The sequence below is a fragment of the Bradyrhizobium sp. USDA 4449 genome, assembly GCF_054056275.1.
Genome location: NZ_JBSRYD010000001.1, coordinates 1,404,738 through 1,418,317 on the forward strand (window position 1 = coordinate 1,404,738; position 13,580 = coordinate 1,418,317).

Below are 13,580 nucleotides of genomic sequence, written 5' to 3' on the forward strand. Positions count from 1 at the left end.
CTGCCTCATGCGCCCCATGCCATCGGAGCAACCGCCCGGAACACGACCTCGGCCAGCAAGGTCGCGAACAGCGCGAACAGATACAGGATCGAGAAGGCAAACAGCTTTCGCGTCGCGCGCAGCGACTGGCTGCGTTCGCGACGGATATAGACGTTGATCGCGAGCACAAGCATGCCGGCACCGAGGATCAGCGAGACGATGCCGTAGAGGGCATCGAAATAACCGAGCGCCCAGGGCGCAGCGGCGACCGCGATCAGCACGATGGTGTACAGCAGGATCTGGAGACGGGTCGCGTCCGGGCCGGCGACGTTGGGCAGCATCGGAATGCCGGCGCGGGCATAGTCGTCGGAGCGGAACAGCGCCAGCGCCCAGAAGTGCGGCGGCGTCCAGAAGAAGATGATCGCGAACAACAGCAGCGGCTCGACGTCGACCGTGCCTGTCACGGCAGCCCAGGCGACCACCGGCGGCAGCGCGCCGGCAGCGCCGCCGATTACGATGTTCTGCGCGGTCCAGCGCTTCAGGCCGATCGTGTAGATCACGACGTAGAAGAAGATGTTGAAGGCAAGCAGCGCGCCCGCGATCCAGTTCACGAGAATGCCGAGCGTCATCACCGAGAAGAAGGCGAGGGTCATGCCGAACGCCATCGCCTCGGGACGGGTGATGCGGCCGCGCGGGATCGGACGGTTCGCGGTTCGCGACATCTTGGAGTCGATATCGCCCTCGAGCGCCATGTTGAGCGCGCCCGAGGCGCCGGCGCCGACGGCGATGCAGAGCAGTGAGGTGATCGCCAGAACCCAGTGGAAGTGCCCCGGCGCCATCGCCATCCCGACCAGCGCGGTGAAGATCACCAGCGACATCACCCGCGGCTTGAGCAGCGCGAGATAGTCGCCAACCTCCGCCTCGGAGATGCGGGGATTGATGTCGATGGCGTTCTGATCGAGGACGGACACTTAAACCTACTCGTTTCGTTGCAGAGCCGCGGCGCCCGTCTCGGACGCCGCGGAGTCTCCTTGCTTACTGCACGCGAGGCAGCACTTCGAACTGGTGGAAGGGCGGCGGCGAGGACAGCGTCCATTCCAGCGTGGTGGCACCCGCACCCCAGGGATTGTCGCCCGCGGGCACCTTCTTCATGAAGGCATCGAGCACGCAGTATAGGAAGATCAGCACGCCGAAGCCGGAGATGTAGGAGCCGATCGACGAGATCAGGTTCCAGCCGGCGAACGCATCCGGATAGTCGACATAGCGGCGCGGCATGCCCGACAGGCCGAGGAAGTGCTGCGGGAAGAACACCAGGTTGACGCCGATGAAGGTGACCCAGAAATGCGCCTTGGCCAGCGTCTCGTTGTACATGTAGCCCGTCATCTTCGGGAACCAGTAGTACCAGCCGGCGAAGATCGCGAACACGGCGCCGAGCGACAGCACGTAGTGGAAGTGCGCGACGACGTAGTAGGTCTCCTGCAGCACGCGGTCGACACCGGCGTTCGCCAGCACGACGCCGGTGACGCCACCGACGGTGAACAGGAAGATGAAGCCCACCGCCCAGATCATCGGCGCGCGGAATTCAATCGAGCCGCCCCACATCGTGGCGATCCAGGAGAAGATCTTCACGCCGGTCGGCACAGCAATGACCATCGTCGCGGCGACGAAATAGGCCTGCGTCGCGCTCGACATGCCGACCGTGTACATGTGGTGCGCCCACACCACGAAGCCGATGCCGCCGATCGCGACCATGGCGTAGGCCATGCCGAGATAGCCGAACACGGGCTTGCGCGAGAAGGTCGAGACGATCTGGCTGACCATGCCGAAGCCCGGCAGGATCAGGATGTACACCTCGGGGTGACCGAAGAACCAGAACAGATGCTGGAACAGCACCGGGTCGCCGCCGCCGTCGGGGGCGAAGAAGGTGGTGCCGAAATTACGGTCGGTGAGCAGCATGGTGATCGCACCGGCGAGCACCGGCAGCGACAAGAGCAGCAGGAACACCGTCACCAGGATCGACCACACGAACAGCGGCATCTTGTGCAGGGTCATGCCCGGCGCGCGCATGTTGAAGATCGTGGTGATGAAGTTGATGGCGCCGAGGATCGACGAGGCACCCGCCAGATGGAGCGAGAGAATCGCGAAGTCGACCGCAGGACCGGGATGGCCCGAGCTCGACAGCGGCACATACATGGTCCAGCCGGTGCCGACGCCGTTGGCTCCCGGCTCGCCCTCGACGAAGGACGACAGCAGGAGCAGCGCGAAGGAAGCCGGCAGCAGCCAGAACGAGATGTTGTTCATGCGCGGGAACGCCATGTCCGGCGCGCCGATCATCAGCGGCACGAACCAGTTGCCGAAGCCGCCGATCATCGCCGGCATGACCATGAAGAAGATCATGATCAGGCCGTGAGACGTCACGAACACGTTATAGGTGTGCGTTTCGTGGAAAATCTGCACGCCCGGATACATCAACTCGGCACGGATCGCGATCGACATCGCGGCACCGATGATGCCGGCGATGACCGCGAAGATCAGGTACATCGTGCCGATGTCCTTGTGATTGGTCGAATAGACGTAACGCCGCCATCCGGTCGGATGGGCGTGCTCGTGATCATGTCCGTGGTCTTGCGCGTGATCGCCGTGTGCCGCTGCGCTGGTTGCCATTTTCAAATCCTGCCTTGCGTCCGTTCGGACCCCTGGAGGTCCCGCCCTTTATGTCGCTTTCAGTCCCTTGAGCCGTCGCCCGGCGCCTACTGCGTCGGGCCGGCCGCGGAGGCGAAGGTGCTGGTGCCGCCGCTCGCATATTTCTTCTTCGCCGATTCAACCCAGGAGGCGAACTCCTGGTCGTTCACGACGCGAATCGCGATCGGCATGAAGGCGTGGTCCTTGCCGCAGAGCTCCGAGCACTGGCCGTAGAACATGCCGGTCTTGGTGGCCTTGAACCAGGTCTCGTTCAGACGCCCCGGAATGGCGTCGATCTTGACGCCGAAGGCCGGCAGCGCGAACGCATGGATGACGTCGGCGCCGGTGACCTGAACGCGAATCACCTTGTTGACCGGCACCACCATCTCGTTGTCGACGCCGAGCAGGCGGGGCTGCTTGTCCTGGGCCATCAGCGAGTCGAACTCGAACTTGCCGTTGTCGGGATAGGCGTAGGACCAATACCACTGCTTGCCGGTCGCCTTGATGGTCAGATCCGCTTTCGGCACGTCGAGCTCGAGGAACAGCAGCCGGAACGACGGCACCGCGATGCCGACCAGGATCAGCACCGGCACCAAGGTCCACACCACCTCGATCAGCGTGTTGTGGGTGGTCCGCGACGGCACCGGATTGGCCCTCGCGTTGAATTTCACGACGACGATCACGAGCAGCGCCAGGACGAACAGCGTGATCGCGATGATCAGGTAGGACAGGAAATTGTGGAACGAGACGATGTTGTCCATCACCGGGGAACCCGAGCCCTGCAGGTGCCATTCCCACGGCGCCGGCTGCCCGAGCTCGGCGAATGCCGTGCCGCCCGTCACCAGCGTGATGCCAGTCGCCACCAAGGCGATGGTGGCCAATCCCAGCAATTGCCGGCCCACCCGACTCATCGACATCCTCATGCCGTTCGCGCTCCCCTTACGAAATCACCCCAAGTGCGCCCCCCTGTTTGCGGGAAACGCTTATTCGATCCGCCCGCCTGACAACCGCCGCGCAAGAATACCTCAAGGAGGAATTCGGGCCGGATCGCTAGAACGCCGAAATCAAGCCTCTCAAATCATAATTCTTGATCTATCGCAATGCAGTCTTCGGCCCCTCTGTGAGCCATGACCCGCAACATATCTCCAAGCAACATCAGACAAAAATACCGCTTCCCGGGATGCCGCCGCTTGACAGCCGGATTGCCCGCTGTAGGCACAGGCGCAGGGCCGCGCAGGAACCTGATTCGTGGCGACCATGCAGCCAAGGCCGCGCGGAATTTGCTAGTGAATTGCCTTCAAGACGCCGTCATTCCCGTATCAGTCCAGCGCGAGCGAGCGGAGGGACCGACCCCGATGGGGCATTCGAGATGCATGGCAGGATCGGTTCTAGGGCCGGCTGACCGCCTCAGGAACCTGGTCGGCCTCCTGGCTGTCGCAGTTTTCCTTGCCTTGCCCGGCCTTTTCCTGCCAAGCCTCGCCCATGCGCAGGGCGCGGTGCGCTCCGTCCATGGCGACTGGCAGATCCGCTGCGACACCCCGCCGGGTGCCCAGGCCGAGCAATGCGCCCTGATCCAGAGCGTGGTGGCGGAAGACCGCTCCAATGCCGGCCTCACCGTGATCGTGCTCAAGACCGCCGACCAGAAGAGCCGCCTGATGCGGGTGGTCGCTCCCCTGGGCGTCCTGCTGCCCTCCGGCCTTGGCCTGAAGCTCGACAACCAGGACGTCGGCCGCGCCGGCTTCGTCCGCTGCCTGCCCAATGGCTGCGTCGCCGAGGTCGTCATGGACGACAAGTTGCTGGGCCAGCTCCGCAGCGCCAAGACCGCAACCTTCATCATCTTCGAGACGCCCGAAGAGGGCATCGGCTTCCCGCTCAGCCTGAACGGCCTCGGCGAGGGCTACGACAAGCTGCCGTAGGGTCAGGCCCGCGGCGAACCTATTGTTTCCGTAATGTGAGGCGTCGCGCTCTCGCGGAACGGGTCTGAAACCATTATCTTGCCTCACATCCCCCGATAATGGACGGACGCATGACCAACCCCGCCACGACCTCCCTGCTCGACCGCGCCAATCTCGACCGTGACCAGGTTCGCAACGAGGTCGCGCGCGGCCTTGCCGGCGCCGACGACGGCGAATTGTTTCTGGAATACAGCCAGACCGAAGCGCTGATGTTCGACAATGGGCGGCTGAAGCAGGCGACCTACGACACCTCGCAAGGGTTCGGCCTGCGCGCCGTCAAGGACGATGCGGTCGGCTATGCGCATTCCTCCGACGTGTCGCTGCCGGCGCTGATTCGCGCCGCCGATGCGGTCGCGGCCGTGCGCGGCGGTTATTCCGGCAGCTTCGCGGCGCCGCCAGCGCATACCAACGTTCGGCTTTATGGTGACGACAACCCGCTCGATGCCCCGGGCTTCGAGACCAAAGTCAAGCTGCTCGCCGAGATCGACGCGTATTTGCGCGACAAGGATCCGCGGGTGCGACAGGTCAGCGTCAGCCTGGGCGCGACCTGGCAGGTGGTCGAGATCCTGCGGCCCGACGGCGAGAGCTATCGCGACATCCGCCCGCTGGTGCGCGTCAACATCTCCGTCGTGGCCGGCCAGGGTGACCGCCAGGAGAGCGGCAGCAAGGGCTATGGCGGCCGCGCCGGCTATGCCGAATTCATCGAAAGCAAGAACTGGCGCGACGCCGCCGACGGCGCGCTGCGCGAGGCGCTGGTCAATCTCGAATCGATACCCGCCCCTGCGGGCGAGATGGACGTCGTGCTCGGCGCCGGCTGGCCGGGCGTAATGCTGCATGAAGCGGTCGGCCACGGTCTCGAGGGCGACTTCAACCGCAAGAAGACCTCTGCGTTTGCCGGCCTGATGGGCCAGCAGGTCGCGGCCAAGGGCGTCACCGTGGTCGACGACGGCACCATTGCCTCGCGCCGCGGCTCGCTCTCGATCGACGACGAGGGCACCCCGACCAATCGCACCGTGCTGATCGAGGACGGCATCCTGGTCGGCTACATGCAGGACCGTCAGAACGCGCGGTTGATGAACATGAAGCCGACCGGCAACGGCCGCCGCCAGGGCTATGCCCATGTGCCGATGCCGCGCATGACCAACACCTACATGCTCGCGGGCGACCGCGACCCGGCCGAGATTCTCGCGTCGGTGAAGAACGGCGTGTTTGCCGCGAATTTCGGCGGCGGACAGGTCGACATTACCTCGGGCAAATACGTGTTCCAGTGCACCGAGGCCTACAAGATCGAGAACGGCAAGATCGGTGCGCCCCTGAAGGGCGCCATGCTGATCGGCAACGGGCCGACCGACCTGCATCGCATCCGCATGATCGGCACCGATCTCGCGCTCGATAGCGGCATCGGCACCTGTGGCAAGAACGGTCAGGGCGTGCCTGTCGGCGTCGGCCAGCCGTCGCTTCTGATGGAACGCATTACGGTGGGTGGAACAGGCGCATGAGCGTGGAAGACAAAGCAACCGTCAGCACCAAGCGGAAGAGCAGCGGCTGGGCCGGACAGCTCATGCAGCTCGCCGGCATCGTCGCCGCCGTCTTTATCGCCAAGGGCGCGCTGGCCGAGCCGTTCTACGTGCCGTCGGGCTCGATGGAGCCGACGCTGCTGATCGGCGACGCGCTGCTCGCCTCGAAATTCCCCTATGGCTACGGCACCTCGTCGCTGCCAATCCAGATCAACCTGCCGGAAACCGGCCGTGTGTTCGCGGAGATGCCGAAGCAAGGCGATGTCGTGGTGTTCCGCTGGCCCGGCGATCGTTCGCAGGCCTGGGTCAAGCGCGTCGTGGGCTTGCCCGGTGACCGCATCCAGATGCGACAGGGTCAGCTCTTCATCAACGATCGTCCTGCCGAATTGAAGCCGGATGGCGTTGGCGCCGCCGAGGACGACAATGGCAGCAGCGAGCCTGCCTACCGCTACGTCGAGACATTGCCGAACGGCGTCAAGCATCTGATCTTCAAGATGCGCGACAACGGGCCGCTGGACAACACGCCGGAAGTGACCGTGCCTCCAGGGCATCTGTTCGTGCTCGGCGATAACAGGGACAACTCGGCTGACAGCCGCGTGCCGCTGCGCTCCGGCGGCGTCGGCCTGCTGCCTGTCGACAATCTGGTCGGCCGTGCCGACGCCGTGCTCGGCTCCTGGGATCTCGGCATGCGCAGCCAGCCGGTCTGGACCTGGCTTTCCGGCTTCCGCCTCGCGCGGTTCTTCACTGCCGTGCACTGAGCGTGCTGCCATGACCTTCGACGACGTCAGAAAATTTGCGCTGACGTGGCCGGAGGTGGACGACGGCACGTCCTACGGCACGCCCGCGCTGAAGGTGCGCAAGACGATGCTGACGCGCCTGAAGGAGGATGGCGACAGCCTGATCGTGCCTGATGTCCCGATCGACGAGCGCGCGATGCTGGTCGGGAGCCAGCCGCAGATTTTCTATTTCACCGATCATTACGCCGACCATCCGATCGTGCTGATCCGCCTGTCCAAGGCGAAGCGCGCGATCGTAGAGCCGCTTCTCCGCCGGCGCTGGCGCGCTCTCGCGTCGAAGGCCGCGCGGGCGGACTATGATGCGCGTATCGGCGCGTGACTGATGCCATGGACGAGGCTCGCTTCCTCGCGCTGGCTCTGAAGAACCCGGTCAACCTCGCAATCATCGATGAACTCCACCGGCTCGCGCTCCCCGACGCTTGGCTGGTCTCGGGATGCCTGGTGCAAACCGTGTGGAACGTACTCACGAAGCGCGCCGTCGATCACGGCATTGCCGATTACGACGTCTTCTATTTCGACCCTGACACGTCCTGGGACGCGGAGGACGTTGTGATCCGCCAGTTGCAAGGACGGCTCGATCATGTCGACGCCAAAATCGAGACCCGCAATCAGGCACGCGTGCATCTGTGGTATCCAGCCAAGCACGGCCTGCCCTATCCGCCCCTGTCGCGCTCGACTGACGGCATCGACCGCTTCCTGACGCAGAATACGCAAGTGGGCGTGAGGCGCACGGACGACGGTTTCGACGTCTATGCACCGCACGGCTTGGATGACGTCGCAGGGCTGATTGTGCGTCCCAATCCGGGCCCGAATTTCTCCGCCGCGAATTACGCCTTGAAAGCCGAGCGATGGAAAGCGCTGTGGCCGGAGCTCACGGTGATTGCGGCGCCGTGATCCTGGCCTACCTCACCACGCCAGACGTGAACCCGGCTTTCCGCCGCGGCGGCTTGATTTCCTTTTTCAGAAAGCAGCGCGCCTCGCGCCCGGTATAGCCGGGACGGGCATAGGTGAAGGCCCGGCACTTGTTGTCGGCGGTGCAGGCGGCCTTGCAGGCTTCCTCGCCTTCGCCGTCCTTCAGGTCGAAATTGCGCAAATCGCCCCCCGGACGGTCGATCGAGGTCTCGACGCCCTCGACGCGTGGCTCGATCACACCGGCACCGCGCACCCCGGAGATGCAGCAATTGGCGGGCTGTCGCGGCGGCACGGTGTTCTTGAGCCAGCACACCGCCGCGGCGCCGTCGATATCAGGATAGCTGAAGCTCCACGCACGGCAGCGGCGATCGCGCTCGCAGAGCAGCGCGCAATCCTCGGGATCGCCCGACGTGACGGGCGTGTTGAAATAATCGCCGCCGGGCCGGTCGAACGCCGTCTGGGCGTGCGCGGGTACGCTCGCAAATACGAGCGACAGCAGCGTGACGCAGGCCACGACGCTTGCCAAGACCTTGGCCATGACGGCCCTGGACAGGCGGCCCTTCCCCATCGGAACAGCTTTCGAGTTATTGACGGCGCTCAGGTTTTTCGGCCGGACATTTGATCGCCGCAAACCTGTACGGGCGATGAACGGCCGAAATCCCGATCATTGGCCTCCGTTCCTGTCGGAACGGAAATGGTTCTAGAACGCATATTCGGCGTAGGCAGGTTCCACCGAGCCTTGCCAGGCGCCGTTGAACTTCTCGAGCATCTCTTCGGCCGGAGTCCGGCCGCAATCGATGATGCGATCGAGCGGCTCCAGATGCCGCGTTTCGTCGCGGCCGATCGCGTCGATGCGGCCCCGACGGCGCAAGCCTGCATGTGCGAGAACGAGGCACTCCTTGGCGATCTCGAACAGATAGCGGTCCTTGATCCGCGCCTTGAAGCCAAAGCGAGGCACGTCGTCGCGTAACGCCTGACGCTCAGGCGCGGTCCAGTGCTTCACGATGTCCCAGGCGGCATCGAGCGACACGTCGTCATAGAGCAGTCCGACCCAGAACGCCGACAGCGCCGGGAGCCGGCCCCATGGCCCGCCATCGGCGCCACGCATCTCGAGATAGCGCTTCAGCCGTACCTCGGGGAAGATCGTGGAGAGATGGTTGGCCCAGTCCGACAACGTCGGACGCTCGCCGGGAAGGTTGTTGTTGCGGCCCTCGAAGAAGGCGCGGAACGAGGAGCCCGACACATCAATGTAGTCTTCACCGCGTTTGACGAAATACATGGGCACGTCGAGCGCGTAGTCGACATAACGCTCGAAACCCATGCCGTCCTCGAATGCCCAGGGCATCATGCCGGCGCGCGCATTGTCGGTGTCGCGCCAGATCTCCGAGCGGAAGGACAGGAAGCCGTTCGGCTTGCCCTCGGTGAACGGCGAATTGGCAAACAATGCGGTCGCGACGGGCTGCAGCGCCAGCGAGACGCGCAGCTTCTTGACCATGTCGGCTTCGGAGGAGAAGTCGAGATTGGTCTGCACCGTGCAGGTCCGGTACATCATGTCGAGGCCGTATTGGCCGACCTTCGGCATGTAATTGCTCATGATCTTGTAGCGGCCCTTGGGCATGACAGGGATGTCGGCGCGCGACCAGGAGGGCGTCATGCCGAGACCAAGGAAGCCGATGCCCAGCGGGGTCGCGATCTCGCGCACCTGCGCCAGGTGCGCCATCAGCTCGCTCTGGGTCTGGTGCACGTTCTCGACCGGCGCGCCGGACAGTTCGAACTGTCCACCTGGCTCGAGCGAAATCGCACCGCCGCCGGTGACGTCGTAGAGCCCGATGATGTTGCCCCTCTCCATGATCGGCTCCCAGCCGAGCAGGAGCTTCATGCCCTCGAGCAGCGCGCCGATGCCGCGTGCGCCCTCGTAGGGCACCGGCCGATGGCCTTCGAGCGTGAACGGCGTCTTCTCGTGCTCGGTACCCATGCGGAATTCCGACGGGTCCTTGCTGCCGGCCTCGAACCACGCCACGAGCTCGTCGCGCGATTGCAGCGGCGTCATATCGATCTGGTCTCGCGCCATATCAAACTCTAATCAAAAGCGCTTCGATCGAATGCGCGCGGGTGGCGGGGATGGTCCGCGAACCCACCGGGCGCGCAGACGTGCTGGTTTGCCGCGCGATCATCGCGACGGCGAAGGTTCGGTGACGTTGACTACGGGCGGCAGCTTCATCTCGCCGCACGAGCAGCCCAGCCGGTCGAGCAGACCGCTGAGCTTGACCGCATCGGCATCGGAGAGTTTCGAGCCGACGTATTTCTCGATCGCAGCCGAGTAGGCGCCCCACATCCGCTTCTGCAACTCGCGGCCGGCCTCGGTGATCTCGACGAATTGACCACGCTTGTCGATCTTGCATTCGCGCCGGCATGCGAGCCCCTCGTCGACCAGGCGGTCGATCAGGCGCGAGGTGGAGTATTGCGGGATCAGCATTTGCCGCTCGAGCTCCACCGGGCGCAGCTCTCCGCTCGGCGCGCGCGACAATTCGAGCAGCGCATCGTACCATGCCAGCGGCGGGAACCCGGCCTTCTTCAGGTCCTGTTCGACACAGTCAAGCACACGGCTCTGCACCCGCATCAGACGGATCCAGGCACTGGTTGCCTCAGTCGATGGTTTGCGTTTCATGGTCCCGCTCAAAGTCGTCGTCCGCTTCTTACCCTACTCAATGCACCTGCATCAATCTTGACTATTGCATGCAGATGCATGTAGGCGTTCTTTCGCCCTAACCAAGCGTCAAGAGGAGAAAATTCCATGAAACTGTATTACGCGCCCGGTGCGTGCTCGCTGTCCCCCCATATCGCGCTCCTGGAGGCCGACTTGCCGTATGAGCTGGTCAAGGTCGATCTCCGGGCCAAGAAGCTCGAGAACGGCGAAGACTATCTGAAGGTCAATCCCAAGGGTCAGGTCCCCGCGCTGGGCCTCGACAGCGGCGAGATCGTGACCGAAGGCCCGGTCATTGTCCAGATGATCGCCGACAAGGCCCCGGCCAAGGCACTCGCCCCCGCGCGCGACAGTTCCGAGCGCTACAAGCTGCTCGAATGGCTGAACTTCCTGACCTCCGAGGTGCACAAGAGCTTTGGCCCGCTGTTCGCGCCGGCCCTGAACGACGACGCCAAGGCGTTCTTCAAGGACCGCGTCATGGGCAAGCTGAAGCACATCGACAGCCAGCTCGCCGGCAAGGACTACCTCATGGGCAAGCAGTTCTCGGTCGCCGACGGTTATCTCTTCACGATGCTGACCTGGGCCGACCGGATGAAGTTCGACCTCTCCGCGATGCCGAACCTCACCGCCTATAAGGCCCGCGTGGCGGCCCGGCCGAAGGTGCAGGAGGCGTTGACGAAGGAAGGGCTGGCGCAGGCGAAGTAAGCCCGTGTCGGACGGAAGATGCGAAAGGCCGGATCGACGATCCGGCCTTTTTGGTTTTCTGCGCAGCCCGGATGGAGCGCAGCGAAATCCGGGCTACAAGTGCCTTAAGCTGCCGCCTTCTTCGGCGCGAAGCGGCCGTAGAAGGTCTCGCCCTTCGCCGCCATCTCCTCCAGCAGCTTCGGCGGCGTGAAGCGCGAGCCGTACTTGGCTTCGAGCTTGTGGCAGAGCTCGACGAACTTCTTCGTGCCCATGAAGTCGATGTAGGACAGCGTGCCGCCGGTGAACGGCGCGAAGCCGAAGCCGAGGATCGAGCCGACATCCGCCTCGCGCGGATCGGTGATGACGTGATCCTCAACCGTGCGCGCGGCTTCCACGGCCTGCACCACCAGGAAGCGTTGCTTCAGCTCCTCGACGTCGAGCGTGTCAGGATCGAGCTGCTTCGGCTGCAAGGCCGACAGGCCCGGCCACAGGCTCTTCGAGCCCTTGCCCTTCTCGGGATAGTCGTAAAAACCCTTGCTGTTCTTGCGGCCGAGGCGGCCCTGGTTCTCGACCATCTCGACCATCAGCTTCTTCTGATCGGGATTGACGGCGTTGGGGCCGAGATCGGCTTCCGTCGCCTTCATGATCTTCAGACCGAGGTCGAGCGCGACTTCATCCGACAGCGAGAGCGGACCGACGGGCATACCGGCCATCTTGGCGCAGTTCTCGATCATCGCGGGCGGCACGCCTTCGAGGAACATCTCGTTGCCCTCGGCGACGTAGCGGCCGACGCAGCGGTTGGCGAAGAAGCCGCGGCTATCGTTCACCACGATCGGCGTCTTGCCGATGTGGCGGACGTAGTCGAGCGCGGTCGCGAGCGCGAGATCGCCGGTGTTCTTGCCCTTGATGATCTCGACCAGCATCATCTTCTCGACCGGTGAGAAGAAGTGGATGCCGACGAACTTGCCCTGATCCTTGAAGCTCTCCGCCAGCGACGTGATCGGCAGCGTCGAGGTGTTCGACGCGAAGATCACGTCCGGTTTCAGGTATTCCTGGGCCTTGGCGAAGGTGTCGGCCTTGACCCTGCGGTCCTCGAACACGGCCTCGATCACGAGGTCGACGTCCTTGAGCGCGGCGTAGTCCGCGGTCGGGGTGATGTGCGCAAGCAGCTTCTCGGCATCATCTGGCTTGGCGCGGCCCTTCTTGATCTGGTCCTCGATCACCTTCCGCGCATGGGCCTTGCCCTTGTCCGCGCTCTCCTGGTCGCGATCGATCAGCACGACGTCGAGGCCGGCGCGGGCCGAGACGTAGCCGACGCTCGCGCCCATGAAGCCGGCACCGATCACGGCGATCTTCTTGACCTTCGTCGGCGGCACGTCCTTCGGACGGCGCGCGCCCTTGTTCAGCTCCTGCATCGAGAGGAACAGGCTGCGGATCATCGCGGCCGCTTCCTTCGAACGCAGCACCGAGGTGAAGTAGCGCGATTCGACGCGCAGCGCCGCGTCGATCGGCAACTGCAAGCCTTCATAGACGCAGCTCATGATCGCCCGTGCGGCCGGATAGTTGTCGTAGGTCTCGCGGCGGTAGATCGCGTTGCCGGCCGGGAACATCATCATGCCGGCCTTGGAGAACACCGGGCCGCCCGGGAGCCTGAAGCCCTTCTCGTCCCAGGGCGCGACGGCCCTGCCGCCGCCCTTGATCCAGTCCTTGGCGGCCTTGATCAACTCGGCAGCCGGAACGACGGCGTGGATCAAATTCAGCGCCTTCGCCTTCTCGATCGTAACGGGATCGCCCTTGAGCAGGATCGTCATCGCGTCCTGCGGTGGCACCAGGCGCGGCACGCGCTGCGTGCCGCCCGCGCCCGGGAACAGGCCGACCTTGACCTCGGGCAGGCCGAGACGCGTCTTGGGGTTCTCCGCGGCCACGCGATAGTGGCAGCACAGCGTGATCTCGAAACCGCCGCCCAGCGCGAGCCCGTTGATCGCGGCCGCCCACGGCTTGCCTGAGGTCTCGATCGAGCGCAGCACCTGGGAGAAGCGGCGGCTCTGCTCGAACAGCATCTGGTTCGCGGCGGTCTCACCCTGCTCCTTGAAGACCTTTGCGTAGGCCTGGTTCATGCCTTCGAGCATGGAGAGGTCAGCACCGGCGCAGAACGCTTCCTTCGCCGAGGTGATGACGACGCCCTTGACCGCGGCGTCGGCCGTGGTCTCCTTGACGATCGCGTCGAGCTCGCTGGTCGAGGTCTCGTCGAGCACGTTCATCGAACGTCCCGGGATATCCCAGGTGACGAGCGCGATGCCGTCGGAATCGGTCTCAACCGCAAAGTTCTTGTAAGCCATGTTGGTTGCTC

The 13,580-nt window shown here is 64.2% G+C and carries 13 protein-coding genes; 6 read left to right on the top strand and 7 right to left on the bottom strand.

All coding sequences use genetic code 11. The features are described from left to right. Positions 1 to 5 precede the first annotated feature (5 nt). The 3 genes from ACVIIW_RS06695 to coxB all read right to left on the bottom strand — a co-directional run bounded on the left by ACVIIW_RS06695 (position 6) and on the right by coxB (position 3,584). Positions 6 to 950, bottom strand: coding sequence for a heme o synthase (locus ACVIIW_RS06695; RefSeq protein ID WP_456700023.1), 945 nt, complete (start codon positions 948 to 950; stop codon positions 6 to 8). 64 nt (positions 951 to 1,014) lie between these two features. Then, positions 1,015 to 2,643, bottom strand: a complete 1,629-nt coding sequence (gene ctaD, locus ACVIIW_RS06700) for a cytochrome c oxidase subunit I (protein ID WP_456700024.1) — start codon at positions 2,641 to 2,643, stop codon at positions 1,015 to 1,017. Positions 2,644 to 2,729: 86 nt separating this feature from the next. Then, on the bottom strand, positions 2,730 to 3,584 hold the full coding sequence (gene coxB / locus ACVIIW_RS06705; RefSeq protein ID WP_456700025.1) for a cytochrome c oxidase subunit II: 855 nt from the start codon (positions 3,582 to 3,584) through the stop codon (positions 2,730 to 2,732). 432 nt (positions 3,585 to 4,016) lie between these two features. On the opposite strand from coxB, the gene ACVIIW_RS06710 reads away from it, so the two are divergent. The 5 genes from ACVIIW_RS06710 to ACVIIW_RS06730 all read left to right on the top strand — a co-directional run bounded on the left by ACVIIW_RS06710 (position 4,017) and on the right by ACVIIW_RS06730 (position 7,824). After that, positions 4,017 to 4,577 (top strand): invasion associated locus B family protein, encoded by a 561-nt coding sequence (locus tag ACVIIW_RS06710; protein WP_456700026.1) that lies wholly within the window; start codon positions 4,017 to 4,019, stop codon positions 4,575 to 4,577. A 110-nt stretch (positions 4,578 to 4,687) separates the two neighbouring features. Continuing rightward, the gene (gene tldD / locus ACVIIW_RS06715; RefSeq protein ID WP_456700027.1) at positions 4,688 to 6,115 is read left to right on the top strand and encodes a metalloprotease TldD; all 1,428 of its coding nucleotides are present in this window, start codon (positions 4,688 to 4,690) and stop codon (positions 6,113 to 6,115) included. Further along, positions 6,112 to 6,891: a signal peptidase I gene (lepB, locus tag ACVIIW_RS06720; RefSeq protein ID WP_456700028.1), complete on the top strand. Its 780-nt coding sequence runs from the start codon at positions 6,112 to 6,114 to the stop codon at positions 6,889 to 6,891. Before tldD ends, lepB begins: the two co-directional genes overlap by 4 nt. Before the next feature lie 10 nt (positions 6,892 to 6,901). After that, positions 6,902 to 7,249: an MmcQ/YjbR family DNA-binding protein gene (locus ACVIIW_RS06725; RefSeq protein WP_456700029.1), complete on the top strand. Its 348-nt coding sequence runs from the start codon at positions 6,902 to 6,904 to the stop codon at positions 7,247 to 7,249. An 8-nt stretch (positions 7,250 to 7,257) separates the two neighbouring features. Further along, complete coding sequence (locus tag ACVIIW_RS06730) at positions 7,258 to 7,824, top strand: nucleotidyltransferase family protein (RefSeq protein ID WP_456700030.1); 567 nt, start codon at positions 7,258 to 7,260, stop codon at positions 7,822 to 7,824. Between the two features lie 7 nt (positions 7,825 to 7,831). On the opposite strand, the gene ACVIIW_RS06735 is transcribed toward ACVIIW_RS06730, so the two are convergent. The 3 genes from ACVIIW_RS06735 to ACVIIW_RS06745 all read right to left on the bottom strand — a co-directional run bounded on the left by ACVIIW_RS06735 (position 7,832) and on the right by ACVIIW_RS06745 (position 10,510). After that, positions 7,832 to 8,410: a PAN domain-containing protein gene (locus ACVIIW_RS06735; RefSeq protein ID WP_456700031.1), complete on the bottom strand. Its 579-nt coding sequence runs from the start codon at positions 8,408 to 8,410 to the stop codon at positions 7,832 to 7,834. Between the two features lie 132 nt (positions 8,411 to 8,542). Further along, a complete protein-coding gene (locus ACVIIW_RS06740; protein ID WP_456700032.1) occupies positions 8,543 to 9,913 on the bottom strand; it encodes a glutamate--cysteine ligase in 1,371 nt (456 codons plus the stop codon). Between the two features lie 99 nt (positions 9,914 to 10,012). After that, positions 10,013 to 10,510, bottom strand: coding sequence for a MarR family winged helix-turn-helix transcriptional regulator (locus tag ACVIIW_RS06745; RefSeq protein ID WP_092238175.1), 498 nt, complete (start codon positions 10,508 to 10,510; stop codon positions 10,013 to 10,015). 126 nt (positions 10,511 to 10,636) lie between these two features. Between ACVIIW_RS06745 and gstA the strand changes: the two genes are divergently transcribed. Then, on the top strand, positions 10,637 to 11,251 hold the full coding sequence (gene gstA, locus ACVIIW_RS06750) for a glutathione transferase GstA (protein WP_456700033.1): 615 nt from the start codon (positions 10,637 to 10,639) through the stop codon (positions 11,249 to 11,251). 104 nt (positions 11,252 to 11,355) lie between these two features. On the opposite strand, the gene ACVIIW_RS06755 is transcribed toward gstA, so the two are convergent. Next, positions 11,356 to 13,569, bottom strand: a complete 2,214-nt coding sequence (locus ACVIIW_RS06755) for an FAD-dependent oxidoreductase (protein ID WP_456700034.1) — start codon at positions 13,567 to 13,569, stop codon at positions 11,356 to 11,358. Positions 13,570 to 13,580: the final 11 nt, after the last annotated feature.

Excerpts from the sequence above, each read along its gene's own strand:
- ctaD (WP_456700024.1), bottom strand. The coding sequence starts at position 2,643 with ATGGCAACCAGCGCAGCGGCACACGGCGATCACGCGCAAGACCACGGA.
- coxB (WP_456700025.1), bottom strand. The coding sequence starts at position 3,584 with ATGAGGATGTCGATGAGTCGGGTGGGCCGGCAATTGCTGGGATTGGCC.
- ACVIIW_RS06710 (WP_456700026.1), top strand. The coding sequence starts at position 4,017 with ATGGGGCATTCGAGATGCATGGCAGGATCGGTTCTAGGGCCGGCTGAC.
- tldD (WP_456700027.1), top strand. The coding sequence starts at position 4,688 with ATGACCAACCCCGCCACGACCTCCCTGCTCGACCGCGCCAATCTCGAC.
- lepB (WP_456700028.1), top strand. The coding sequence starts at position 6,112 with ATGAGCGTGGAAGACAAAGCAACCGTCAGCACCAAGCGGAAGAGCAGC.
- ACVIIW_RS06725 (WP_456700029.1), top strand. The coding sequence starts at position 6,902 with ATGACCTTCGACGACGTCAGAAAATTTGCGCTGACGTGGCCGGAGGTG.
- ACVIIW_RS06730 (WP_456700030.1), top strand. The coding sequence starts at position 7,258 with ATGGACGAGGCTCGCTTCCTCGCGCTGGCTCTGAAGAACCCGGTCAAC.
- ACVIIW_RS06735 (WP_456700031.1), bottom strand. The coding sequence starts at position 8,410 with ATGGGGAAGGGCCGCCTGTCCAGGGCCGTCATGGCCAAGGTCTTGGCA.
- ACVIIW_RS06740 (WP_456700032.1), bottom strand. The coding sequence starts at position 9,913 with ATGGCGCGAGACCAGATCGATATGACGCCGCTGCAATCGCGCGACGAG.
- ACVIIW_RS06745 (WP_092238175.1), bottom strand. The coding sequence starts at position 10,510 with ATGAAACGCAAACCATCGACTGAGGCAACCAGTGCCTGGATCCGTCTG.
- gstA (WP_456700033.1), top strand. The coding sequence starts at position 10,637 with ATGAAACTGTATTACGCGCCCGGTGCGTGCTCGCTGTCCCCCCATATC.
- ACVIIW_RS06755 (WP_456700034.1), bottom strand. The coding sequence starts at position 13,569 with ATGGCTTACAAGAACTTTGCGGTTGAGACCGATTCCGACGGCATCGCG.